19 protein-coding genes, 1 tRNA gene and 1 pseudogene are annotated in these 21,421 nt (G+C 59.1%); 9 read left to right on the forward strand and 12 right to left on the reverse strand.

Translation table 11 applies throughout. The features are described 5' to 3' along the window. Nucleotides 1-2 precede the first annotated feature (2 nt). On the reverse strand, nucleotides 3-794 hold the full coding sequence (locus ACTCHC_RS09995) for an SseB family protein (protein WP_463022343.1): 792 nt from the start codon (nucleotides 792-794) through the stop codon (nucleotides 3-5). Then, nucleotides 787-1,383, reverse strand: coding sequence for a uracil-DNA glycosylase family protein (locus ACTCHC_RS10000; RefSeq protein WP_463022344.1), 597 nt, complete (start codon nucleotides 1,381-1,383; stop codon nucleotides 787-789). Before ACTCHC_RS10000 ends, ACTCHC_RS09995 begins: the two co-directional genes overlap by 8 nt. A 302-nt stretch (nucleotides 1,384-1,685) precedes the next feature. Here ACTCHC_RS10000 and ACTCHC_RS10005 point away from each other — a divergent pair, with 302 nt between their 5' ends. The 6 genes from ACTCHC_RS10005 to ACTCHC_RS10030 all read left to right on the forward strand — a co-directional run bounded on the left by ACTCHC_RS10005 (nucleotide 1,686) and on the right by ACTCHC_RS10030 (nucleotide 7,937). Beyond that, nucleotides 1,686-3,002, forward strand: a complete 1,317-nt coding sequence (locus tag ACTCHC_RS10005; protein WP_463022345.1) for a Na+/H+ antiporter NhaA — start codon at nucleotides 1,686-1,688, stop codon at nucleotides 3,000-3,002. Between the two features lie 154 nt (nucleotides 3,003-3,156). After that, nucleotides 3,157-3,816: an ABC transporter ATP-binding protein gene (locus ACTCHC_RS10010; protein ID WP_463022346.1), complete on the forward strand. Its 660-nt coding sequence runs from the start codon at nucleotides 3,157-3,159 to the stop codon at nucleotides 3,814-3,816. Then, nucleotides 3,794-5,416 carry a capsule biosynthesis protein gene (locus tag ACTCHC_RS10015; RefSeq protein ID WP_463022347.1) on the forward strand — a complete coding sequence of 541 codons (1,623 nt, stop codon included), beginning with the start codon at nucleotides 3,794-3,796 and terminating at the stop codon, nucleotides 5,414-5,416. Before ACTCHC_RS10010 ends, ACTCHC_RS10015 begins: the two co-directional genes overlap by 23 nt. Further along, nucleotides 5,416-6,249: a 3-deoxy-8-phosphooctulonate synthase gene (kdsA, locus tag ACTCHC_RS10020; RefSeq protein ID WP_463022348.1), complete on the forward strand. Its 834-nt coding sequence runs from the start codon at nucleotides 5,416-5,418 to the stop codon at nucleotides 6,247-6,249. Before ACTCHC_RS10015 ends, kdsA begins: the two co-directional genes overlap by 1 nt. Before the next feature lie 21 nt (nucleotides 6,250-6,270). Then, entirely contained in the window at nucleotides 6,271-7,767 is a 1,497-nt protein-coding gene (locus ACTCHC_RS10025) for a phosphomannomutase/phosphoglucomutase (protein ID WP_463022349.1), read from the forward strand. A 95-nt stretch (nucleotides 7,768-7,862) separates the two neighbouring features. Beyond that, a tRNA-Gln gene (locus ACTCHC_RS10030) sits at nucleotides 7,863-7,937 on the forward strand. A gap of 316 nt (nucleotides 7,938-8,253) precedes the next feature. Here the strand turns inward: ACTCHC_RS10030 and ACTCHC_RS10035 are convergent. The 5 genes and pseudogenes from ACTCHC_RS10035 to ACTCHC_RS10055 form a co-directional block, all read right to left on the reverse strand. Next, nucleotides 8,254-8,385 (reverse strand): annotated as a pseudogene (locus tag ACTCHC_RS10035) (IS3 family transposase); the annotation flags it as partial. Between the two features lie 371 nt (nucleotides 8,386-8,756). Further along, nucleotides 8,757-9,725 carry an SDR family NAD(P)-dependent oxidoreductase gene (locus tag ACTCHC_RS10040; protein WP_463022350.1) on the reverse strand — a complete coding sequence of 323 codons (969 nt, stop codon included), beginning with the start codon at nucleotides 9,723-9,725 and terminating at the stop codon, nucleotides 8,757-8,759. Beyond that, nucleotides 9,634-10,800: an acetyl-CoA C-acetyltransferase gene (locus ACTCHC_RS10045; RefSeq protein ID WP_463022351.1), complete on the reverse strand. Its 1,167-nt coding sequence runs from the start codon at nucleotides 10,798-10,800 to the stop codon at nucleotides 9,634-9,636. The genes ACTCHC_RS10040 and ACTCHC_RS10045 overlap by 92 nt, the downstream gene beginning before the upstream one ends. A 186-nt stretch (nucleotides 10,801-10,986) precedes the next feature. Further along, nucleotides 10,987-11,577, reverse strand: coding sequence for a TetR/AcrR family transcriptional regulator (locus tag ACTCHC_RS10050; RefSeq protein ID WP_463022352.1), 591 nt, complete (start codon nucleotides 11,575-11,577; stop codon nucleotides 10,987-10,989). Between the two features lie 477 nt (nucleotides 11,578-12,054). After that, the gene (locus tag ACTCHC_RS10055) at nucleotides 12,055-13,059 is read right to left on the reverse strand and encodes a TRAP transporter substrate-binding protein (RefSeq protein ID WP_463022363.1); all 1,005 of its coding nucleotides are present in this window, start codon (nucleotides 13,057-13,059) and stop codon (nucleotides 12,055-12,057) included. A gap of 533 nt (nucleotides 13,060-13,592) precedes the next feature. On the opposite strand from ACTCHC_RS10055, the gene ACTCHC_RS10060 reads away from it, so the two are divergent. Beyond that, nucleotides 13,593-14,084: a TRAP transporter small permease gene (locus ACTCHC_RS10060; RefSeq protein WP_463022353.1), complete on the forward strand. Its 492-nt coding sequence runs from the start codon at nucleotides 13,593-13,595 to the stop codon at nucleotides 14,082-14,084. A gap of 2 nt (nucleotides 14,085-14,086) precedes the next feature. After that, nucleotides 14,087-15,382 (forward strand): TRAP transporter large permease, encoded by a 1,296-nt coding sequence (locus tag ACTCHC_RS10065; RefSeq protein WP_463022364.1) that lies wholly within the window; start codon nucleotides 14,087-14,089, stop codon nucleotides 15,380-15,382. Between the two features lie 98 nt (nucleotides 15,383-15,480). On the opposite strand, the gene ACTCHC_RS10070 is transcribed toward ACTCHC_RS10065, so the two are convergent. The 5 genes from ACTCHC_RS10070 to ACTCHC_RS10090 form a co-directional block, all read right to left on the reverse strand. Then, entirely contained in the window at nucleotides 15,481-16,293 is an 813-nt protein-coding gene (locus ACTCHC_RS10070) for an SDR family oxidoreductase (RefSeq protein WP_463022354.1), read from the reverse strand. Further along, a complete protein-coding gene (locus ACTCHC_RS10075) occupies nucleotides 16,293-17,819 on the reverse strand; it encodes a class I adenylate-forming enzyme family protein (RefSeq protein ID WP_463022355.1) in 1,527 nt (508 codons plus the stop codon). The genes ACTCHC_RS10070 and ACTCHC_RS10075 overlap by 1 nt, the downstream gene beginning before the upstream one ends. 104 nt (nucleotides 17,820-17,923) lie before the next feature. Continuing rightward, nucleotides 17,924-19,096 (reverse strand): acyl-CoA dehydrogenase family protein, encoded by a 1,173-nt coding sequence (locus ACTCHC_RS10080; RefSeq protein ID WP_463022356.1) that lies wholly within the window; start codon nucleotides 19,094-19,096, stop codon nucleotides 17,924-17,926. Between the two features lie 35 nt (nucleotides 19,097-19,131). Beyond that, the gene (locus ACTCHC_RS10085) at nucleotides 19,132-19,902 is read right to left on the reverse strand and encodes an aspartate/glutamate racemase family protein (protein ID WP_463022357.1); all 771 of its coding nucleotides are present in this window, start codon (nucleotides 19,900-19,902) and stop codon (nucleotides 19,132-19,134) included. A 44-nt stretch (nucleotides 19,903-19,946) separates the two neighbouring features. After that, nucleotides 19,947-20,723 (reverse strand): enoyl-CoA hydratase/isomerase family protein, encoded by a 777-nt coding sequence (locus ACTCHC_RS10090; RefSeq protein WP_463022358.1) that lies wholly within the window; start codon nucleotides 20,721-20,723, stop codon nucleotides 19,947-19,949. Between the two features lie 199 nt (nucleotides 20,724-20,922). Between ACTCHC_RS10090 and ACTCHC_RS10095 the strand changes: the two genes are divergently transcribed. After that, nucleotides 20,923-21,421, forward strand: a 499-nt coding sequence (locus ACTCHC_RS10095) for an SDR family NAD(P)-dependent oxidoreductase (protein ID WP_463022359.1), incomplete at its 3' end; no start/stop codon positions are given.

Here is a 21,421-nt window from a genome sequence, read left to right on the forward strand (position 1 = left end):
GCCTAGCGCAGGCGCGGAGGTTTGTCCGGGTCCATGCCCGGGGCGGCCGGGGCCGCGCGCGTGGCAGTTGCAGATTGTGGCAGATCGAACCGCAATCCGACCTTCGCCAGACGTGCCGCCATGGGATCACTGGCCGCGAAGAAGGCGACATCCAGAACGCCCGCCTCGACCCCGCTGAAAATCAGCGCCTCGGACACCGCGCGCGCCAGCGCCGGCTGTGCGCCCGGCACGGCATCGACAAAGGCCAGAACATGGCTGCGCCCGGCCCCCTGATAGGCAACCCCGGCCAGATAGGCCAGTTGCGCAAGCCCGCCGACGCCTGCCAGTTTTGCATCCAGCGCCATCAGCAGATTGTCGGGCAATCCGCCGGGCGATGTCAGTTCCTGCGGGCGGGCCTCGACCTCGGCAGGGGCATGGGTCAGCGTTTGCGCCAGCCATGCCACGGCCTGTTCGGGTATCAGGATCGACGATGGCGCCACCCCCGGGTTGACGCCCAGCCCGATGCCCTGCCCGGCCAGCATCCCCACGATCAGCCGCCCGGACATGGCCGCATAGGGGGCGGCGGCGCCAACGCAGTCGGCCAGCCGGTCTTCGCGGTCGAAGACCAGAACGAACCGGCCGCCTTCCAGATCGAACATGCGCGGGGCGATCTGGTCGTCTTCGGGGTCGCGGTCCAGCAGGATGAACAATTCGCAATCGGCCAGCCGTTCGTAAAACCGCAGCCGCGCGGCATCATCCTGCGGCGCGGCCTGCATCGCGGCATGGGCGCGGTCCAGCGGGGTTGGGTCAGTCATTCAGCACCTCTTGCACGCGGGCCCGCAATGCGGGCAGCAGATCGCGCGCAAACCACGGGTTCCTTTTCAGCCAAGCCGTATTGCGCCACGAAGGATGGGGCAAGGGAAAGACGCGCGGAGCATGCGCGCGCCAGCCGACCACTGTTTCTGTCACGGCCGCCGCTTTCAGGTAATAGCGTTGCGCATAGCCCCCCACCAGCAAGGTCAGCGGCGCATCCCCCAGCGCCGGTGTGATCCGCGGATGCCATGTCTTGGAACAGATGGGCGGGGGAGGCAGGTCGGCCCCCCTGGCATCATAGCCCGGAAAGCAGAACGCCATCGGCAGCACCGAAACGCGGTCGCGGTCATAGAACTGGTCAGGCGTCACGCCCATCCAGTCGCGCAGCCGATCACCCGAGGCATCCTTAAACGGCCGGCCCGCCTCATGCACCCGTATCCCCGGCGCCTGACCGGCAATAACGATCCGCGCGCCGGGCCGGAACCAGATCACTGGTCGCGGGCTGTGGGCGCTGGCCGTGGCGGCAAAGCGGGACGCGCACAGGCGACAGCCGGCAAGATCGGCCTGCAAGGATGTCAGGTCATCAGACATGCATCCGATTTAGGGCCGATCCACGCCAAGTGAAAGCCCCCCGGGCGCTGCGCAGCTTGATCTGCATCCACGCGCAAAGCAGGGGCTGGCGTCCATGGCAGACGCATCGTCCGAACACCCGCTGCGGGCACGAGGGGGACTTGGGACAAGTGCAGGATATTCTGGAAAAAAACCGTTCTTTTCCCTGATCTGTTCAGCTTGTCCGGGCCTGATCCGGAATGTGATCAACCGATCCTGACCTGAATGGTTGCCCCCGCGCGATTCATGTCTTAATCATCCCGGCACGGCAGGAGGGGGTCAGCATGTACCGCGTCTGGAATTTCATCAACAACTATTCTTTGCTGCTTGTCGCCGGTGCCCTGATCGCACTGATCTGGGCAAATTTCGACACACATGCCTATCACCATTTCGTCGAGTATCCGTTGTGGTTCAACGACTGGATCGGCGGGGATTTCACCCGCTGGGCCAATAATTACGGTGAAGGGTTCGAGAAATTCGAAGTCGGTGACGTGACCAAGGTGCTGAGCGTGCATTACCTGGTCAATGATATCCTGATGGCCTTCTTCTTTGCCATCGCCGCCAAGGAAGTCTGGGAAGCGGTGATCCTGAAAGAAGGATCATTGCGCGGCAAAAAGGCCGCAACGCCGCTGATCGCCACGCTGGGCGGAATGCTGGGACCGATCGCCATTTATGTGGGGCTGGCGGCATTGATGGGATCGGCCACCTTCGATGCCATCAGCCGCGGCTGGGCGATCCCGTCCGCGACCGATATCGCCTTTGCCTATCTGGTGGGGCGCGTGGTTTTCGGGGCCGGGCATCCGGCAGTGCGGTTCCTGCTGCTGCTGGCCATCGCCGACGATGCGGCGGGGCTGATCATTCTGGCGATCTTCTATCCATCGGGCGATCTGGCGCCAGCCTGGCTGTTGGTGTCTCTGGGATCGGCCGTCGGGGTTTTCGTGCTGTTCAACTGGCTGCCCCGGATGATGGACCGCGGCGATCAATTGCGGCCCATGTCAAGCTGGGTGCGCAAATATCTGTCGTTCTGGCCCTATCTTCTGGCAGGCTGCGCCAGCTGGTTCGGCTTTCAGGAGGCTGGCCTTCACCCCGCCCTTGGGCTTTTGCCGATCGTGCCGACCATTCCGCATGCCGACCGCGCCTTCGGCATCTTCAGCGAGGCCGAGCAATACCTGACCGATCTGCTGAACCAGATCGAGCATATGCTCAAGCATCCGGTCGAGGTCGTGCTGTTCTTCTTCGGGCTTTTGAACGCAGGCGTCGAATTCTCGTCGATCGGCACGCCAACCTGGCTGGTGCTGGCGGGCCTGATGATCGGCAAGCCGCTGGGTGTGACCATATTCGGCTGGATCGCGGCGCGACCGCTGGGGCTGGGCTTGCCCTCCGGGATGCGGGCGCTTGATCTTGTTGTCGTGGGCTGCGTGGCTGCGATCGGGTTTACCGTTTCGCTGTTCATCGCGTCGGTTGCCTTTGACGGCAACGTGGTTCTGAACGGCATCCATGTTCAGGACGCCGCCAAGATGGGCGCCTTGTTCAGCTTTGCCGCCGCCGCCGTATCAATCGTGGTGGGCAAGCTTTTGCGCGTGGAAAAACAGCACGGGTGACAAATCGCCCGGTCATCAGATGGCGCAACGACAATGCATATTGGCAGAGTTGCGCCACTTGGACATAATACCGCCTAATTGCCCCGGTATTGTTTCAAGAACGATAACCGTAGCGATAATAAAATGGCACGTTGTATGGTGCCGGGGCGTATAGATGATCGAGTTCGACCAGGTCAGTAAATCATTCTGGACGGGGCAGCGGCGCAAGGTGATCCTGGACAGGGTTTCGTTCCGGGTTGAACTGGGCAAGTCGCTGGGCATTCTGGCCCCGAACGGCACCGGCAAGACGACATTGATCAACATGATGGCCGGGCTGGAAAAGCCCGACGAAGGCCGCATCACCCGCACCAGCCGCATCTCGTTCCCGCTGGGGTTCATGGGCGGCGTCATCAACCGGCACAGTGGCACGGAAAACGCCCGCTATATCGCGCGGCTATACGGGCTTGATCCCGACTATGTCGAAGCCTTCGCGCGCTGGCTGTGCGACATCAAGGAATATTTCGACATGCCGCTGGGCACCTATAGTTCCGGCATGAAGGCCAGGTTCAGCTTTGCCCTGATGCTGGCACTGGATTTTGATATCTATCTTATCGACGAAGGCATGCCGGGCACGACAGATGTGGAATTCAACCGTCGTGCCGGTGGTATCCTGCGTGAACGTCTGGAAAAGACAACCGTGGTAATCGTGTCTCATCAGCCCGATATCCTGGAACGGTTCTGCCGATCGGCCGCCGTTCTGAAAGACGGGCAGATGCATATGTTCGACACTCTGGAGGAGGCGAAAGAGCTGTATGACTACCAAACCCAGAGCTAAGAAATTCCGGATTCGGCGAAATGCACCACTTGGCAATGGCCGGGTGCGCCCCGATGCCGCAAAACCGCACCTGCGCGCGGTCGACGGGTTTGAAGATGTGCCCTTCGTGCAAAACGAACCCGACATGATGGATGAGAACATCCAGCGCCCCGCCGCAAACCGCGCTGCCGCGACACAGAACGAAGGAACCGATATCGGCACGATACGCCAGGAAGGCCTGACCGGCCGCCAGTTGCGCATGGCGCGCCGGGCCGCCCAGCGGCATGGCCTGCCCGCCACATCCGATTACGATGCCGTGCGGCTGTTGCGCGAACGCGGCATCGACCCGTTCGAGACCCCCAGCATGTTGGAAGTTGTCAGCAACCAGCCCGTTGCCAATGACACGCCCAAGCTGCCGCAAACCATGCCGGCCGGGCGCAACCTGCCGTCCAATGATGTCACCCCGCCGGAATCGGCTGCCGACCAGATATTGCGCATTCAGCATGACATTGCCCGCCGTCGGCGGCGCAAGCTGGGCCTGCTGATTTCCCGGCTGGCGGCTTTCGTTCTGCTGCCCACCTTCATGGCCGGATTTTACTATTACAAAATAGCCACACCGATGTATGCCACGAAATCCGAATTCATCATCCAGCAGGCCGAAAGCCAGGTGGGTGGCGGGCTGGGCAGCATGTTTGCCGGGACCGGCCTGGCCGTCCAGCAGGATTCGACCACCGTGCAAAGCTATCTTCAGTCGCGCGACGCCATGCGGCGGCTGGACGAAGACCTTGGGTTCAAGGCGCATTTCAGTCAGGACTGGATCGACCCGATTCAACGGTTGAAGCCCGACAGCACCAGCGAAGCCGCCTACAAGATTTATCAGCGCGTGGTCAAGATCGGCTATGACCCCACCGAGGGTATCCTGAAGATGGAGGTCATCGCCGCCGATCCGGCCACATCCGAGGCCTTTTCCCAGGCGCTGATCTCTTATGCCGAGGCCCGCGTGGATGGCCTGACGCATCGCCTGCGCGAGGATCAGATGTCAGGCGCGCGCGAAAGTTTCCGCGACGCCGAGCAGAAGGTGAATGACGCCCAGTCCCGTGTTCTGGAATTGCAGGAAAAACTGGGGGTTCTGGACCCCGCCAGCGAGACGACCGCGCTGATGTCGCAGATCACCGGGTTTGAAATGCAGCTTCGGGAAAAGCGCCTGCAACTGCAACAATTGCTGGACAACGACCGGCCGAACCAGGCGCGCGTCGATGGCGTGCGAGGCGATATACAGCGGCTGGAGGCCCTGGTGGCCGAGCTGCGGTCCTCGATGACCGAAAGCACGGTCGGCACCGATTCACTGGCCCGCGTCTCGGCCGAATTGCGTATCGCCGAGGCCGATCTGATGAACCGCCAGTTGCTGCTGCAACAGGCGCTGGTCCAGCTTGAAACCGCCCGTATCGAGGCAAACCGCCAGGTGCGCTATCTGTCGATCGGCGTCACGCCTGTCGGCCCGGATGAGGCCTCCTATCCGCGGTCGTTCGAAAACACATTGCTGGCCTTGCTGATCTTCAGCGGGATATACCTGATGGTGTCGATGACGGCATCCATCCTTCGCGAACAGGTATCAGCATAATGAAAGACGTGACTATCGGCGGGCTGACCGTCGGCAACAACCGCCCCCTGACGGTCATCGCGGGCCCGTGTCAGCTGGAAAGTCTGGACCACGCGCTGATGATCGCACAAACGATGCAGGATATCTGCGCGCGTTCGGGGGCCGGATTCATCTTCAAGGCCAGTTTCGACAAGGCCAACCGCACGTCCCTGTCGGGCATTCGCGGGCTGGGGATGCAGGAAGGGCTGCGTGTGCTGGCCGAGGTCAAGGCCCGCCTGGGCGTGCCGGTGCTGACCGATATCCACGATATCGGCCAATGCGCGCCGGTGGCCGCCGTGGTCGATGTGCTGCAGATCCCGGCCTTTTTGTGCCGCCAGACCGATCTGCTGCTGGCCGCCGGGCAGACCGGGGCTGCGATCAATATCAAGAAGGGCCAGTTTCTGGCGCCCTGGGACATGGATAATGTCGCGGCCAAGGTCGCCGCGACCGGCAATGAAAAGATCCTGCTGACCGAACGCGGCACGTCCTTTGGCTATAACACGCTGGTGGCCGATATGCGCGGCCTGCCCCGGATGATGCAGACCGGCTATCCTGTCATCATGGACGCCACCCATTCGGTGCAGCAACCCGGCGGTCAGGGCGGATCATCGGGCGGGCAGCGCGAATTTGCGCCCGTTATGGCGCGCGCCGCCGTGTCGCTGGGCATTGCGGGCGTGTTCATAGAAACGCATGAAAACCCCGATATGTCGCCCTCTGACGGGCCGAACATGATTCCGCTGGACCAGATGGGCGCGCTGATCGACAGCCTGATGGCGTTTGACCGGCTGGCCAAATCCGACCCGATAAGACTGTGACCCGAACAAGAGAGTGACCGCGTGACCAAGCCCCTGCCCGACGTTGCCCAGAACACCTGGGAATTCCTGCGCGACCCGATGATCGCCCCCACAGGCTTTCGCGAATATGACGCGCGCTGGAAATATCCCGACCAGATCAACCTGCCGGGCATGACGGCGCTGGGCCTCGGCCTTGGCACCCAGATGCAGCGGCGCGGCATTAGGCCTGAGATTGCCGTGGGCAACGATTACCGCGACTATTCGCTGTCGATCAAGAACGCGCTGATGCTGGGGCTAATCCAGGCCGGGATCACCGTGCGCGATATCGGCCCCTGCCTGTCGCCCATGGCCTATTTCAGCCAGTTTCATCTGGACTGCCCCGCCGTGGCGATGGTGACGGCCAGCCACAATCCCAATGGCTGGACCGGCGTCAAGATGGGCTTTGAACGCCCGCTGACCCATGGCCCGGACGAGATGGCAGAGCTGCGCGACATCGTGCTGAACGGTCTGGGTCACGCCATGGGTGGCGGTCGGTACGAACGTGTCGATGGCGTGATGGACGCCTATATCGACGATCTGTGCGGTGATTTCCGCATGTCGCGCCCGCTGAAGGTTGTCTGCGCCACCGGCAATGGCACCGCGTCGGCCTTTGCGCCGCGCATTCTGGAACGGATCGGCGTCGAAGTTGTGCACAGCCATACCCGGCTGGATTACACCTTTCCGAACTACAACCCGAACCCCGAAGACATGCATATGCTGCATGACATGGCCGACAGCTTGCGCGCCAGCGGCGCCGATCTGGCGCTGGGGTTTGATGGTGATGGCGACCGCTGCGGCGTCGTCGATGACGAGGGCGAAGAGATTTTCGCCGACAAGGTCGGCGTGATCCTGGCGCGCGATCTGTCGGGCATCTATCCGAATGCCACCTTCGTCGCCGATGTGAAATCGACGGGCCTGTTCGCATCCGATCCGGTGCTGCGCGCCAATGGCGTGACCGCTGATTACTGGAAGACCGGCCACAGCCACATGAAACGCCGCGTCAAGGACCTGGGCGCGCTGGCCGGGTTCGAGAAATCCGGCCACTATTTTCTGGCCGAACCGATCGGGCGTGGCTATGACTGCGGCATGCGCGTCGCGGTGGAAATCTGCAAGCTGATGGACCGCAACCCCGGCAAGTCGATGTCCGACCTGCGCCGCGCCCTGCCGCTGACCTGGGCCATGCCGACCCTGTCGCCCTTCTGCCCCGATACCGAAAAATACGCGGTGCTGGAGCGGATCGTGGCCCGGTTGCAGGCCAAGGCCGCATCGGGCGGCACCATCGCCGGGCGCAAGATCGTGCAGGTGGTCACCGTGAACGGCGCCCGCGTCATTCTGGACAACGGATCCTGGGGGCTGGTGCGGGCATCTTCCAACACGCCCAATCTGGTCGTGGTCTGCGAAAGTGCGACCAGCGAGGCCGAGTTGCGCGCGATCTTTGCCGAGATCGACGCCGTGATCCGCACCGAACCCAGCGTCGGCGATTACGACCAGTCCTTCTGAACCACAGGCGGCACATAATCCCGCCCGCCAAACACAAAATGCGCCATTTCAGGGCTTGCAGTGGCGCGCCCTACATCGTAATTACGCCCCCACGTTGGGGCGTGGCCAAGTGGTAAGGCATCGGTTTTTGGTACCGTGTACCGTAGGTTCGAATCCTACCGCCCCAGCCAAGCACTTCCTAGATATCAGCTAGCGGGAAGGTGTCCCGGTATTGTGGCGCGTTTTGCGATGCTTGCCATAAGGGGGTTCGGACGGAGACGCCGCCTTGAGCAGGAATCTGGCCGATTTCAGGCTGTAGTCTCAGTTTGCCTTTCCGGCGGTACGAGTTTGGAGGATAGGGGAACCTCCGGCTTACAGCTTTGCGAACTGGGTGCGCTGGTCTGATCTCGCTGCGGGCACGCCTGACTTGATAAGATAGTCGGACGTCAGGCCATCCGGCTGTTCGCCCTTTGCGATCGCATCGAGGATTGAGGTGCCCCTAGTTTCCTAGACACCTGCCTCATTCAGTTTCCGCTGTCTGATCTCGAAGTCAACGGGCGACAGCATGCCGTTGTTCGTGTGCTTGCGTTTCGGGTTGTAGAACAGTGCTATGTATTCGAACACGTCCCTTCTTGCGTCTGAGGTGCCCCGCGGACCCGCTCCGCAGATGATCACTGGATCTTCTAGCCTGAGGCGGTCGAGCCGAGCGATGTTCTGCCGTTCCGTGGTCTTGAGGTGTATGGTCGGCCGCGCCAATGGAAAGATGTACCTCTTCCGGAAAAGCTGGGCTTGATCGAGGAGACACTACAACGAGGACAGACCCCACAGCGCGACTGGATACAACGTCCCGCTTGCGTCACCAGCCGTCATCGTGACAGAGCCGGAAAAATCCAGCCTCCGGCGGTCCAAGATTGAGGAGCAGTACCATTAACCAACGGATTCTCCCAAAGGCGGGAAGGAAGTCGGGTCTCAGGTCAAAACCTCTATAAACCAGGGACACCTCAACCAGTTCAACGTGGCATCTGGTAACCACCTGAAACGCTCAGCACCTGACCTGTCAGGATCCGGGCCGCGCCGGACGCGAAAAACACGGTGGCGTCGGCGATATCATTCGCGCTCGGCAGCACCCGCATCGGAACCTGGGCTTCCAGCACGCCGATCTCTTTTTCGCTATAGCCGATGCCGTTGTTCCAGAAGCTGCCCGCGCCCATATCGCCGGCCTGCGGGATGACCAGCCCGGGACACACGACGTTCGAACGAATATTATAGCGCCCATATTCGATGGCGATCGAACGCGAGAAATTCATTACCCCTGCTTTGACCGCCCCATATTCAGACGTATGCGTCATTCCAAACCCGGTATCGCTGGCGACGGATACGATAGCGCCCTGTCGACGCGCGACCATCGCGGGCAGAACCGCGCGTGTCATGGTGAAAACCGGAAGCAGATTCAGCCGATAGGCCTTGTCCCAGCGCGCCGGATCAATGTCCAAAAAGTAGCCCATCTTCCCAGACCATCCGACATTGTTGACCAGGACATCGACCGGACCGACAGAGTTCACGATATCAGCGATTGTAATTGCCACGGCTTCGGCGTCGGTCACATCAACAACGGCACATGTGGCCCGCCCGCCCGCATCCTGAATATCCTGCACGGTTTTTTCAGACTGTGCGCGATCAAGATCGAGGATCACGACATTCGCCCCCTCGGCGGCGAATTTCAAAGCGATCGCACGCCCGATATTCGAGGCAGCCCCGGTTACCAGAACGGTCTTGTCAGCAAGTTGTAAGTCCATTTTCGCTTTGGCTCCGGGGTTCAAGAGAAAGGCAAGATCTGCCTGATCGTGTTGCAACGGATCAGGATCAGACGCTGGGACGGCCTGTGGGCTAGAGCCGCTCAAATATCGTGATATTGGCCATGCCGCCGCTTTCGCACATGGTCTGCAGGCCATAACGCTTGCCGTGAAGGCCCAGCGCATTGATCAGCGTCGTGGCAATTCGCGCCCCTGACGCCCCCAGCGGATGGCCCAACGCTATGGCGCCCCCATGAACGTTCAATCGTTCCGGATCGACCCCGGTTGACTTCAGCCAAGCAAGCGGCACCGACGCGAAGGCCTCGTTCACTTCGAAAAAATCGATGTCATCGACGGACATGCCGATTTTTTTCAGTGTGTTCAGTGTCGCCGGGATCGGGGTTTCAAGCATGATCACCGGGTCCGAAGCATGGACCGACATATGGTGAATACGGGCAATGGGGTTGATGCCCAACCGCTTAAGACCACGTTCGTTGACGACAAGAACCGCGGCGGCACCGTCGCAGATCTGACTGGCATTGGCGGCGGAAATCCGACCGCCTTCCGTCAGCAACTTCACGCCCCCGATGCTTTCCAGTGACGTATCGGCGCGCACGCCCTCGTCGATCTGATGCACCGCCTGCCCGCCATCCTTGAGCGTGACCGGAACCGGGGCAATTTCGCCCTCAAACGCGCCTTGGGCGGCAAAGGCCTTGCGGTGGCTTGCAAGGGCAAACTGATCAAGCTCGCCCTTGGATATCTGATATTTCTCGGCCATCATCTCGGCCCCGACAAATTGGCTGGGTTCTGCCCCGCCGAACCGTTTCTGGAACCGTTCGCCGCGATAATGGCCCATCCCGTTTTGTTCGGGCAAATAGGATGCAAGAAACATGGGCACCCGCGACATGCTTTCCACACCACCGGCAATGACCATATCCATGGCGCCCGACTGGACTGCCTGGGCCGCAAAATGGATGGCCTGTTGCGACGACCCGCACTGACGGTCGACAGTGACGCCAGGCACGCTTTCGGGCAGTCGTGACGACAGCACCGCAGTGCGGGCAATATTCTGGGATTGCTGCCCGACCTGCTGAACGCATCCAAAGATCACATCCTCGATCTGCGCCGGATCTACATTTGCACGATCAAGCAGCGCGTCGATGATAAAACCGCCCAAGTCGGCAGGATGCCAACCACTAAGCCGCCCGTTGCGCCGCCCCCCGGCCGTACGCACAGCCGATACGATATAGGCATCCATCATGACCACCCTTTCAACACCCATTGATTGAGCGTCAAGATATATGGCCGCGAAATAAAATACAAACGGTTGTTAGTTGTCCCTTAGTGGATATTTATCCAAATATCCACTAATAATCATAAATAATATGAGCTTTAGCAAACGAACGATTGTTATTCAGATGATGAGGGCGCGAAACCCAGACCTGGCTCAGCGGGCATCAAGCAACCGAAGCACGGCATCCTGATACTGAGCGGTCAATTCGTCGACCTCCAGTCGGCCATCTGCCTGATACCAATTGGCGATGCTTGACAGCATATTAATGATCATGATGGCCGACAGCCGCGGATCAGAGGTGCGGAACAGCCCCCTTGCAACCCCATCCGTCACAATAGCCAACAACAAAATCTCAAATTCCTTCCGGATTTTGCCGATCTCATGATACTCTGGCTTGGGCAGACTGCGCAGCTCTGATTGGGTCATCATGGCTTCTTTTTTCCGTTCTGCATGCCAGGCAACCATAACGGAAACAAATTTTTCCAGCTTCTTCTTCGGGTCTTGCTCATCAATGATCGCGTCTGAGATATTATCCAGGAGTTCCTGCAAAATATCACGCATGATAATCGTCAGAAATTCGTTCTTGTTCTTGAAATGATTGTACAAAGAACCCGCCTGCATCCCCGATTCCGCAGCAAGCGCGCGCAAGGTCATGCCGTGAAAGCCGTGCTTGTAAAGCAGCCTTATTCCAGAACGTCGAATAAGTGGCCAGGATTTGTCACGACTCGATCCTTCGGTTCGCATTCGCAGTTCCTTTCTAGATAGTCGCCGGGTTGCATGTTACCCTGCGAGATATTCCTTGGTGATATCGCCGATTCATCAAAACCTGGCAGGCTGAACAGATCTGCGCGTTCAGACGGCGAACGGCCACCTCTTGCCCCACCCCATGAACCGCTGCAATTCGCCCCCAATTGGTGCGCGTTGACAGGGTGCGCCATAGAGAATACCTATATTTCTTATTCCCGATCAGGCTTGCGGCTGCCTGCAGGCAACGATTGGCCGGTCGGACATCAGTTCCATTAAACTATTGTTAGTTATATATTCAGGCAACGCAAAACGTCTACGTTTTCCGCCATCGCCACAAAGCCCCGACATCTTGCCACCATTGATAGGTTGCGTGCAGGCCTTGCCCCACATAAGGCCGGCAGCGCAACCCGGCCACCAAATGCAAAGGCGCCACCGGAATACCGATAGCGCCTTGTCGTGTATACTGTCCGATATTTATTTGCCCGCGGCGCGGTCCGCTTCGATGTCGGCCACGATTTTCTCGTAGTCCGCCACGACCTCTTCGGCATTCGCCAGGCCCAGTTTTTTATATTTTTCGATTGCGGCCTGCTTGGTCGACGCCAAAGCCGCCTTGATCGCGGCCGTCAGTTCAGGGCTGGCATGGGAAATGGCGTTCCCTTTCGCGGCCATCTCGTCCAGCCCCTCTTTTTCCGAAACGAGCAAGGATTTCCCAAGATTTTTCGCAAAATACTCGCCCGAGATCGAGTCGATGGCATCGCGGTCTTTCTGGCTGATACCTTCCCACGCGGACTTGTTGATCGCCAACACCAGGGACGAATTGTACAGCGCACCCGGAATGATGGTCAGGTTCGACGTGACATCGGCCAAGTGAAAGCTCTTTGCCTGCTCGATCCCGGCAAGGGAGCCATCCAATGTACCCGCAGCAAGCAGTTCATATGATTCTGAAACGCTTTTTTGTACGGGGACTGCGCCCAGCGCCTCGATCGTCGCCAGCGTTCCGACCAGCGGGCTGCGCAACTTCAGGCCCTTGAAATCCTCGATCGTGGTGATCGGTCGTTTGGTAAAGACCTGTCCGGGCGACGTCACAAAGGCGGCGGCGACGTGCACGCCCTCGAACATGTTCAGCGGCGCCAGCCACTTGCTGTAAAGCCGGGAAAACGCCTGCGCTCCGACATCGGACCGGTCGGTAATGAATGGCCCCTCGCCGATCGTTACCAGATCAAAGCGCCCGGGCGTATAGCCCGGAACGACCAACGCCACCTCAGCCAGGCCATCGCGCACAACGTCGAATTGCGCCGGTGCCGTCCCGACCGTTTTTGGCGCAGTGACGATCTTGACCCGCCCTTCAGTCACCCTTTCGACATCGCTGGCCCAAGCAAAGACGCCATCATCGTTCAGACGATGCCCCGCAGGCAACCAGCTTGAATAGGTCCACGTAACTTGCGCGCTGGCGGCATGCGCCGTCGCACATACTGCCATGGCCAAGGCGGCTGCGGCCACCCTATTGAATTTCGAACGTATCATGAGACTCCTCCCAGTCCTGGATATAGACTAACGTACGTTCGTTATTTATTAAGTTTCTATGCCTGTCAAGATCGATGACCGCCATCCACTCGCGGTGACTGGCGCAACTAAAAACAGGCGGGGAAGCGATCCAATTCAAATATTTTGCAAAGTATTACCCTCAAAAAGCGCCCAAGACTCCATGATCGCACTGATGAAAACACTATTGCGACACCTAATTTCCTAGCGTATTAACTAACGACCGTTAGCGCGCATGCGGTGCTGCAGGCAATACGCATGACGGGCTGCGGCATGCGGCGCTGGCATGGTCGTGACCGGCCATCCGGACACACACGCGGACATGCGGGCGAGGACCGCAAACTAGAGGGAGGCTTAAGACAATGTTGGCATGCGTCCAAAACACCTGGAAATTTCGCGAAATCCGTCGACAACCGGCTGAACCGGTACGGGACACCAATGCGCAGCAATCGCGGCGGAGTGCTTGAATCATGACCCACCGTCTTACCGCTTTTGCAACATATCTGGCCAGCGCGCTGCTGCTTATCCTGATGGTCGCGATGTTTTTCGATACAATCGCCCGCAACATTTTCAACAGCCCGATCAAGGGCGGCGGAGAGCTTGTCGGCATTCTGCAGGTCGGCATGATCTTCGTCGGGCTTGCGCTGGTCGCTGTGCGCGACGAACACATCTGTGTCGATATCTTCGACTCGGTCATCGGACCGCGCCTGCGGATCGTGCAGCACGCGCTGTCCTGCCTGCTGGGCGCCGGAGTCTTTGGTGTGCTGTCTTATGAATCTGTCATTTTGGGCGGGCGCTCATTCTCTTATGGCGACAACACCGGCGCATTGAAATTTCCTGTCGGAATTTTGTTGTGGTTCATTGCGGCCATGTCTGCGCTCACGGCTCTCATTTTCCTGATCAAGATGTTCGTGAAAAACGGGAGCAACCAATATTCCATTGACAACCTGAATGAGGTTTGACCGTGCTTCTGGCATCAATAGGCTTTCTATGCGCTTTCGCACTGATATTCTTTCGCGTTCCGATCGCGATCGCACTTACCGTCGTTGGCGCGGTCGGGTTCAGCTATATCACCTCGATGCAGGCCACGCTGACGATGATCGGGATCACGGCCAAAGATACAACATTCAGCGAAAGCCTGGCTGTTATTCCACTTTTCCTTCTGATGGGAAATTTCATCGCCGAATCCGGGGTGGCCAAGGATATCTATGCTGCGGCCCAAAGGCGGTTTCGGCGCACCAAAGGCGGATTGGCCATGGCAACAATCCTGGCCAGTGCCGGGTTTGCCGCGGTCTGCGGATCCAGCGTGGCCACGGTGGTGACGATCGGCCAGATCTCCATCCCGTCAATGCGGCGGTATGGATATCCCGATGAGCTGAGCGCGGCCTCGGTCGCGGCGGGCGGAACACTGGGCATCCTTATTCCGCCGTCGATTGTCATGGTGATTTATGGCATTTCAACGGAAACCAACATCGGCATGCTGTTTGCGGCCGGGCTGATCCCAGGCGTGATCGGAACAATTGGTTACCTGCTGGCGGTGCGCTGGTCTGTTCTTCGGGCAGGCGGGATGGAGGGCATCTTGTCCGACACTGACGACGAGGTAAGCCGCACGACATCCGTCAGCGTCTGGTTCGTGTTGGGATTGTTCCTGCTTGTTCTGGGCGGGATCTACAGCGGGCTGTTCACCCCGACCGAAGCATCGGCAGTCGGCGCGGTTGGCGCACTGGCCTTTGCGGTGGGCAGCGGCCGCGTCGAAATAAAGGATATATTTGTCGTTCTGGGGAAATCGGTTTCGACTTCGGCGGTGCTGTTCGCGCTGCTGATTGGCGCGACAATATTTTCAGAATTCATCAACCGGACCGGCGCGCACAGCATGTTGATGGAATTCATTACCAAGGGCGGATTGCCAGGCTGGGCGGTCATCGCGGTGATGGTGCTGACCTATCTTGTTCTGGGATGCGTGTTGGAAAGCATTTCGATGATGCTTTTGACGATCCCATTGTTTTTCCCGGTCATCAGCTCACTTGGTTATGATCCCGTCTGGTTCGGCATCCTGATCGTGATCCTGGTCGAAGTCGGGCTTATTACGCCGCCGATCGGGATCAACCTGTTCGTGGTCAAATCAATCGCGCCTGACATTCCTGCGGGGAAAATCCTGCGCGGTATCGTGCCCTTCATTGTTGCAGATGCAGGTCGTGTGGCGCTGATCGTGCTGTTCCCGGCGATTACCCTGTGGCTGCCGCACCTGTTTTTCAAATAACAGGGCGGCGATCAGCCCTGCGGTAAAAACTTTGCCCCGGTCCATGAAAGGGCCGGGGCAATTATTTTCAGCGCGTTGGTCAAATGTGGCGTGGGGGGTTATTCTTCCCACATACTGCCAATTGCGTCACTGGCCATGCCACCATCCACCGGCAAAATTGCCCCCGTGGTATAGGCCCCGCCCAGACCGCACAGATAAATCAAGGCCCCGGCAATATCGGTAAGCTGCCCAAAGCGGTGCATCGGCACCGCGTTAAGGGCGGCGCGGCGGGCATCTTCGCGCGATAAGGCAAACGCGCTCATCCGTGTTTCGAACGGGCCGGGCGCGATGGCATTGATATTCACGTTGCGCGCAGCAAATTCGTTCGACAATATCCGCGTCAGATGGTGAACCGCCGCTTTGGACGCCGCATAGGAATAGGCGTTCTGGCCCAGCGGTATGGTGCCGACCGTTGATCCCATATTGACGATCCGCGCCGGATCCCCTGCCCTGCCACTGTCCAGCAGCATCGGCATCAGAACCCGGGTAAGATCGAAAAGCCCCACCAGGTTAACCGAAAGCACCTTGTCCCACGCGGCCCGGTCGAACTGTTCAAACGGCGCGCCCCAGGTCGCACCCGCATTGTTCACAAGAATATCCAACCGGTCGGTCCGCTGCCGCAGCTCTGCCGCCAGGGCTTCGATATCCTCGGTGCTGCCAACGGTGCCGCCAAACCCTTCGCACGGGCCGAATTCGGACAAATCGCGGGCCACGGCGATACAATTATCGGCCTTGCGTGACACGACCAGAACCCGCGCCCCCGCGACAAGAAGCGCTTGGGCACACATGCGCCCAAGACCTGCCGAACCGCCAGTGACAAGTGCGGTTTTGCCTTTCAGCGAAAACAACTGTTCCAGAGAAAGCATCGACATCAGGCCTGTTTGGCCGTGCCGAACATGTCGCGCAAGGTGCGCTTCAGAACCTTGCCGGACGGGTTGCGTGGAAGTTCGCTCAGCATTTCGATCCGTTTGGGAACCTGATAGCCACCCAGATGCTGTTTTGCGAATGCCAGAATTTCGGCGCTGTCGATCACCTTGCCGGGCCGCGGCACGACCGCGACGGTCAGCGCTTCCCCCCAGTATTCATCCGGGATGCCAAAGGCGGCGACCTCGGCCACATCGGGATGCGCGGCAAAGACTTCCTCGATATCGCTGGGATAGATATTGGCACCGCCACTGATCACCAGATCTTTCTTGCGGTCAGCAATATAGATGTATCCACGCGCATCGCGCCGCGCCAGATCACCCGAATGCAGCCAGCCGTCAACGATTGCTTCTGCGGTCTTTTGCTCTTCAGCCCAATAGCCCTTCATGACGGTCGGACCGTGAACCAGAATTTCACCGACCTCGCCAGGGCCGCAGTCGGTTCCGTCCTCGTGTACGATACGCAGATCGACACCCTGAACACCTTTGCCGATCGACCCTTCGGCCTCCAGATGTTCGGCGCGGCCAAGGCCCGAGCAATGCGACGTCGCCTCGGTCAGGCCGTAAGCCTGAACAAGGATATGGCCGAACACGCCAAGGGCCTCGTGCAGTCGCGCACCGGTGATCGGGGCCGCGCCATAGACGATGGTTTTGAGCGAGCTGAACTTGTACCGGTCCCGGTTCGGCACATCCAGCAATTCGTACAACATGGTCGGAGCCATGAAGACATATGTGATCTGTTCGTCGGTAATCGTGCGGGCAATCTTTTCCGCGCTGAAGCGCCGGTTCAGATACACGGTCGCCCCGCGCGCCAGATGGATCAGCGCGTGCACGATCGTCTGGTGATAAAGCGGGGACACTTGCAGCAGCCTGTCCGTTTGCGCGACATCGGCATAGGCCGCCATGATATTGGCCAGATCGACGGTGAAATTGCGATGGGTCAGACAGGCGCCTTTGGGCAGGGAAGTCGTGCCGCTGGTGTATACGATGGCCGCGATATCATCGCGACCAATGTTCGGGGCAGTGGGCGGCGCGGCCGCTGCGGCGCTCCAGTTGTCGAAGCTTTCGATACCGGGGCCTGGCTTGCCTATCGTCACGACCCGGACCAGTGCGGGCATGTTCGCCTGCGCCAGCGCGATCGTCTCGGCAAACTCACCGGCAGTGATAAGCAGCCTTACCCCGGCATTCTTCATCAGATTGACGTGTTCAGCAGGATTTAGCCGCCAGTTGAGCGGGACATACACCGCCCCGATCGACGTGATCGCAAAATAGGAAACAAGGTATTCCGGCTCGTTTCCCATCAGAACCGAAACGCGGTCGCCTGCGGCAATACCATCGCGCCTGAGCGCGGCAGCCGTGCGCGCGACAAGGTCGACAAACTGGTCATATCGCATCTCGCCCTCGTCCCATTTCAGGGCGATCCGGCCAGGGTCGATATTTGGATTGTTAAAGACGATATCGCCCAAGAATTCCATTTTTTCCTCCTCAGTTCCCGCTCTTCCCCCTACAAGCCCAAGCGCCCGGAACGCCGGGGCATCCCAAACACTTGAACCTGCCGTGGGAACATCCTTCGGCGCGCCTATCGGGCGCCGTAGGCCTTCATGGTTTCCTTGTGGATGATAAGCTTCATGACCTCGCTTGTGCCGGCACCGATTTCGTGATGCTTTGCGTCGCGATACAGCCGGGCGACCTGGTACTCTTCCATCAACCCGTTGCCGCCAAGGATCTGAACCGCCTCGCGGGACGCCATGACAGCCATGTCCGAAGAATAAAGCTTGAGCATCGCAGCCTCGCTGCTCACTTTTTCGCCGCGTTCGACCGCGCGCACCAGATGGTAATACATGGTGCGCGAAATCTCGATACCCGCAGCGATGCGCGCAATCTTGTCCTGAATCATCTGGTAATCGGCGATGGGTTTGCCAAAGACCTTGCGATCCGCCGCATAGGGGGCGGCAATATCCAGACAGGCCTGGGCGATACCGGTATTGCTGCCGCCCTCGAACACTCGTTCAACGTCAAGACCGTCCAGCATGATATAAAAACCTTCCTCGGCCGCGCCAAGGATCTGACTTTCATGCACACGCACATCTTCGAAAAACACCTCGGCCGTGGCCGAGCTGTGAAAGCACAGCTTGTCGAAGGCCGGCCCGACCGAAAGCCCGGGCGTGCCTTTGTCGACAATGAAACATGTACCACCGCGTGCGCGCCGGTTTTCACCACTGGTGCGGGTGAAAACCAGAAAGAAATCGGCCAAAGGCGCGTTCGTGATAAACGTCTTGCTGCCATTGATGACCCAGTGATCACCGTCCTTCTTTGCCGTGGTCCGCGGGCTGAGCGCGTCAGAACCGCCCGAGGGTTCAGTCAGGCAGATAGACGCACAGGATTCACCGCTGATGGCCGGGCGCAGATACTTTTCCTTCTGCGCGCTGGTGCCGTATTTGGCCAGATGCTTGGCCACCAACCCGATGGTCACAAAGATAGACGCATCAAGACCCGCATTCACCCGCGCCGTTTCTTCGTGAACGATGGCCCGTGTCATCAAGGCGGCACCCGAACCGCCATATTCCTCGGGCAGGAAGGTGCCAAGCAGATCCATTTCGCCCATGCGACGAAACAGCGACATCGGTATTAGCCCGTCCTTTTCCATTTGCGGGACCAACGGTTCAACCTCTTGCTTCATAAAGCGCTGAACCGTTTCCCGAAACTGGAGTTCCTCTTCGGTGAGGAATGATTTTGCGGCAAGAGAGTCCATATTTATTACTACTCCGATATTTGACAGTCAGCCGATCAGACCAAAAACAAGCCTTTGACGCGGGTCGCGTCTTCGGGGCCGAAATACTCGGTCAGACCGACGCGGCTGGTGACAGGCAATCCGGTGCGCTGGCTCATCTGCACCCGCAGTTCCAGCGTCTTCAGGCCGATCGACAGGCTGTCGAAGATCGGCACCCCCAGATCCTTGATCTGGTTCAGCCCGGCGACCGAGGCGATGCAGCTGAGGCCCGCACTGGCGATGACAATCGAATTGGCACCATTTTCCACCAATTTGCGCGATTGGCGCACGATCTCATCGGCGACGAATTCCGGCTCGGCAAAGCCGCGGGTAAAGGCCTCCATCGACGAAATTTCGATGCCCGCGACACCGGCACAGCGGCTTTGCAGCCCGTTGGACGCCACCAGCCCTTCGGTATATTCAAGCCACGGCCGGTCAATCACCGTCACCACGCCAAACTTTGCGCCATATTCGCAGGCCATATGCATGGTTGCCGCAAAGGGCCCGACAACCGGAACCTTTGACAACGACCGCCCCTGGATCACGCCCGGATCACCGCAGCACGCGACCATGACACCATCAAAACCATCATGGCTGGCCTCGGCAAAACGATGCACCACGTCGAGAGAGTTGATATAATAGGGATACGAAAAAATCGTATCCGACGCCCGCTTAAGCCGCGCAAAGCGATGGGTGATTTCGGTCGACGGGTCTTTGATCTTGTTAAAGATCCCATCAATCAGTTTCGTATAGGGTTCCGACCCTTTTTCGGCATTAATGTGGATCATACACAGCTTCATATTTTGTCTCCTGTCATGACGGGTGGGGCGGGTCAGCGCCCTTTGAAATTGGCACGACGACGTTCAAGAAAGGCGTTCAGCCCTTCTTTATGGTCCTCGGAATCGAACAATGCGGCGAACAGATCGACCTCGCGTCGATGGCCTTCATCCAGAGAATGATCGGCACCAAAGATCATGGATTTTTTCGCGGCAGCCACCGCCAGCGGCCCCATGCCGTTGATGGTTTCAGCCAGCGCCAGCGCCGCCTTCAGCGATTCACCTTCTGGCACGACCTGATCGACCAGACCGATCTGGGCGGCATAGGCGGCCGTCATTTTTTCGCCTGTGAAAAGCAGCCGCTTGGCCGTGCCCGGCGCGACAAGCTTGCCCAGCATGCGGGTTCCCCCGGCACCGGGGATCAACCCCAGCCGCACTTCGGTCAACCCGATCTTGGCTTGCTCTTCGGCGATGGCGATATCGCAGGCCATCATCAGCTCCAGCCCGCCCCCCAGGGCATGGCCGTTCAGCGCCGCAATGACCGGCACGCGCAAACGATATAATGCGTGCTGCATCGCCTGCGCGGTCAGCGCCATCTTGGCGGCCCCGTGGCGATCAAGTGTGGTGAACAGCTTGATGTCGCCGCCCGCGACAAAGCACCTGCCGGTGCCGGTCAGCACGAATGAACGCACGGAATGGTCGTCTTCCACATCGCAGGTAACGGCAAGAATTTCATCCGCCACGTCCGGATGCAGCGCATTCACCGGCGGATTGTCGATACGAACGATTTCGGTATCCCCGATCCGCTCGCGAATGATGTGTTTATATTTCATACCGCCCCCTGAAATGATTCAGCACGCCATCGTTGGGCTATGTATGCACAGCCACATCTAACAAACAACCGTTTTTACAATGTTGCAGTTTATGGTGAAAATCATTGATGAACCGCCAGCATTCCCCTATTTAACAAATGAACGTTTGTTGGCCTATACGCGCGAGCAAACCACAATCTTGCAGTCAGGAACAAGAAAATTGGGATCAGAACAGCGCATAACGATCGTAACCGGCGGCGGCGGCGGGCTGGGTCTTGCCGTATGTCGCGGCCTGGCCATGACCGGCGACAAGATCATCTGCCTTGATATCGGTGATGCCGCCGTGCGTGCCGCAAAAACCCTTGGGGATGACGGGTACGATGTTGAACCGGCGCATTGTGACGTTGCCGATTCGGCCGCGGCCCAAGACCTGCGTGACGATCTGCTTTCACGCCATGGGCGCATCGATGTTCTGGTGAACCTGGCGGGCGTTGCGCGTAACGACAAACTGGTTGACGTGAAAGACGATGACTTTGACCTGACCCTGTTAAGTCACGCGCGCGGCACCATGAACATGATGCGCACCTTTGCCCCCCATATGCGCGAGCGGAAATTCGGACGCATCATCAATACCAGCTCGGTCGCCGCGCTGGGTTCGATCGCCGGGACCAGCTATTGCGCGGCCAAGGGAGCCATCGAGGCGATGACCCGCACGGCGG

The sequence above is a fragment of the Actibacterium sp. genome, from assembly GCF_055134745.1.

Coding starts and splice junctions, on each gene's coding strand:
- ACTCHC_RS09995 (WP_463022343.1), bottom strand. CDS start 794: ATGACTGACCCAACCCCGCTGGACCGCGCCCATGCCGCGATGCAGGCC.
- ACTCHC_RS10000 (WP_463022344.1), bottom strand. CDS start 1,383: ATGTCTGATGACCTGACATCCTTGCAGGCCGATCTTGCCGGCTGTCGC.
- ACTCHC_RS10005 (WP_463022345.1), top strand. CDS start 1,686: ATGTACCGCGTCTGGAATTTCATCAACAACTATTCTTTGCTGCTTGTC.
- ACTCHC_RS10010 (WP_463022346.1), top strand. CDS start 3,157: ATGATCGAGTTCGACCAGGTCAGTAAATCATTCTGGACGGGGCAGCGG.
- ACTCHC_RS10015 (WP_463022347.1), top strand. CDS start 3,794: ATGACTACCAAACCCAGAGCTAAGAAATTCCGGATTCGGCGAAATGCA.
- kdsA (WP_463022348.1), top strand. CDS start 5,416: ATGAAAGACGTGACTATCGGCGGGCTGACCGTCGGCAACAACCGCCCC.
- ACTCHC_RS10040 (WP_463022350.1), bottom strand. CDS start 9,725: ATGCGCTGGGCCTTCACGGCAAGCGTTATGGCCTGCAGACCATGTGCG.
- ACTCHC_RS10045 (WP_463022351.1), bottom strand. CDS start 10,800: ATGATGGATGCCTATATCGTATCGGCTGTGCGTACGGCCGGGGGGCGG.
- ACTCHC_RS10050 (WP_463022352.1), bottom strand. CDS start 11,577: ATGCGAACCGAAGGATCGAGTCGTGACAAATCCTGGCCACTTATTCGA.
- ACTCHC_RS10055 (WP_463022363.1), bottom strand. CDS start 13,059: ATGGCAGTATGTGCGACGGCGCATGCCGCCAGCGCGCAAGTTACGTGG.
- ACTCHC_RS10060 (WP_463022353.1), top strand. CDS start 13,593: ATGACCCACCGTCTTACCGCTTTTGCAACATATCTGGCCAGCGCGCTG.
- ACTCHC_RS10070 (WP_463022354.1), bottom strand. CDS start 16,293: ATGTCGATGCTTTCTCTGGAACAGTTGTTTTCGCTGAAAGGCAAAACC.
- ACTCHC_RS10075 (WP_463022355.1), bottom strand. CDS start 17,819: ATGGAATTCTTGGGCGATATCGTCTTTAACAATCCAAATATCGACCCT.
- ACTCHC_RS10080 (WP_463022356.1), bottom strand. CDS start 19,096: ATGGACTCTCTTGCCGCAAAATCATTCCTCACCGAAGAGGAACTCCAG.
- ACTCHC_RS10085 (WP_463022357.1), bottom strand. CDS start 19,902: ATGATCCACATTAATGCCGAAAAAGGGTCGGAACCCTATACGAAACTG.
- ACTCHC_RS10090 (WP_463022358.1), bottom strand. CDS start 20,723: ATGAAATATAAACACATCATTCGCGAGCGGATCGGGGATACCGAAATC.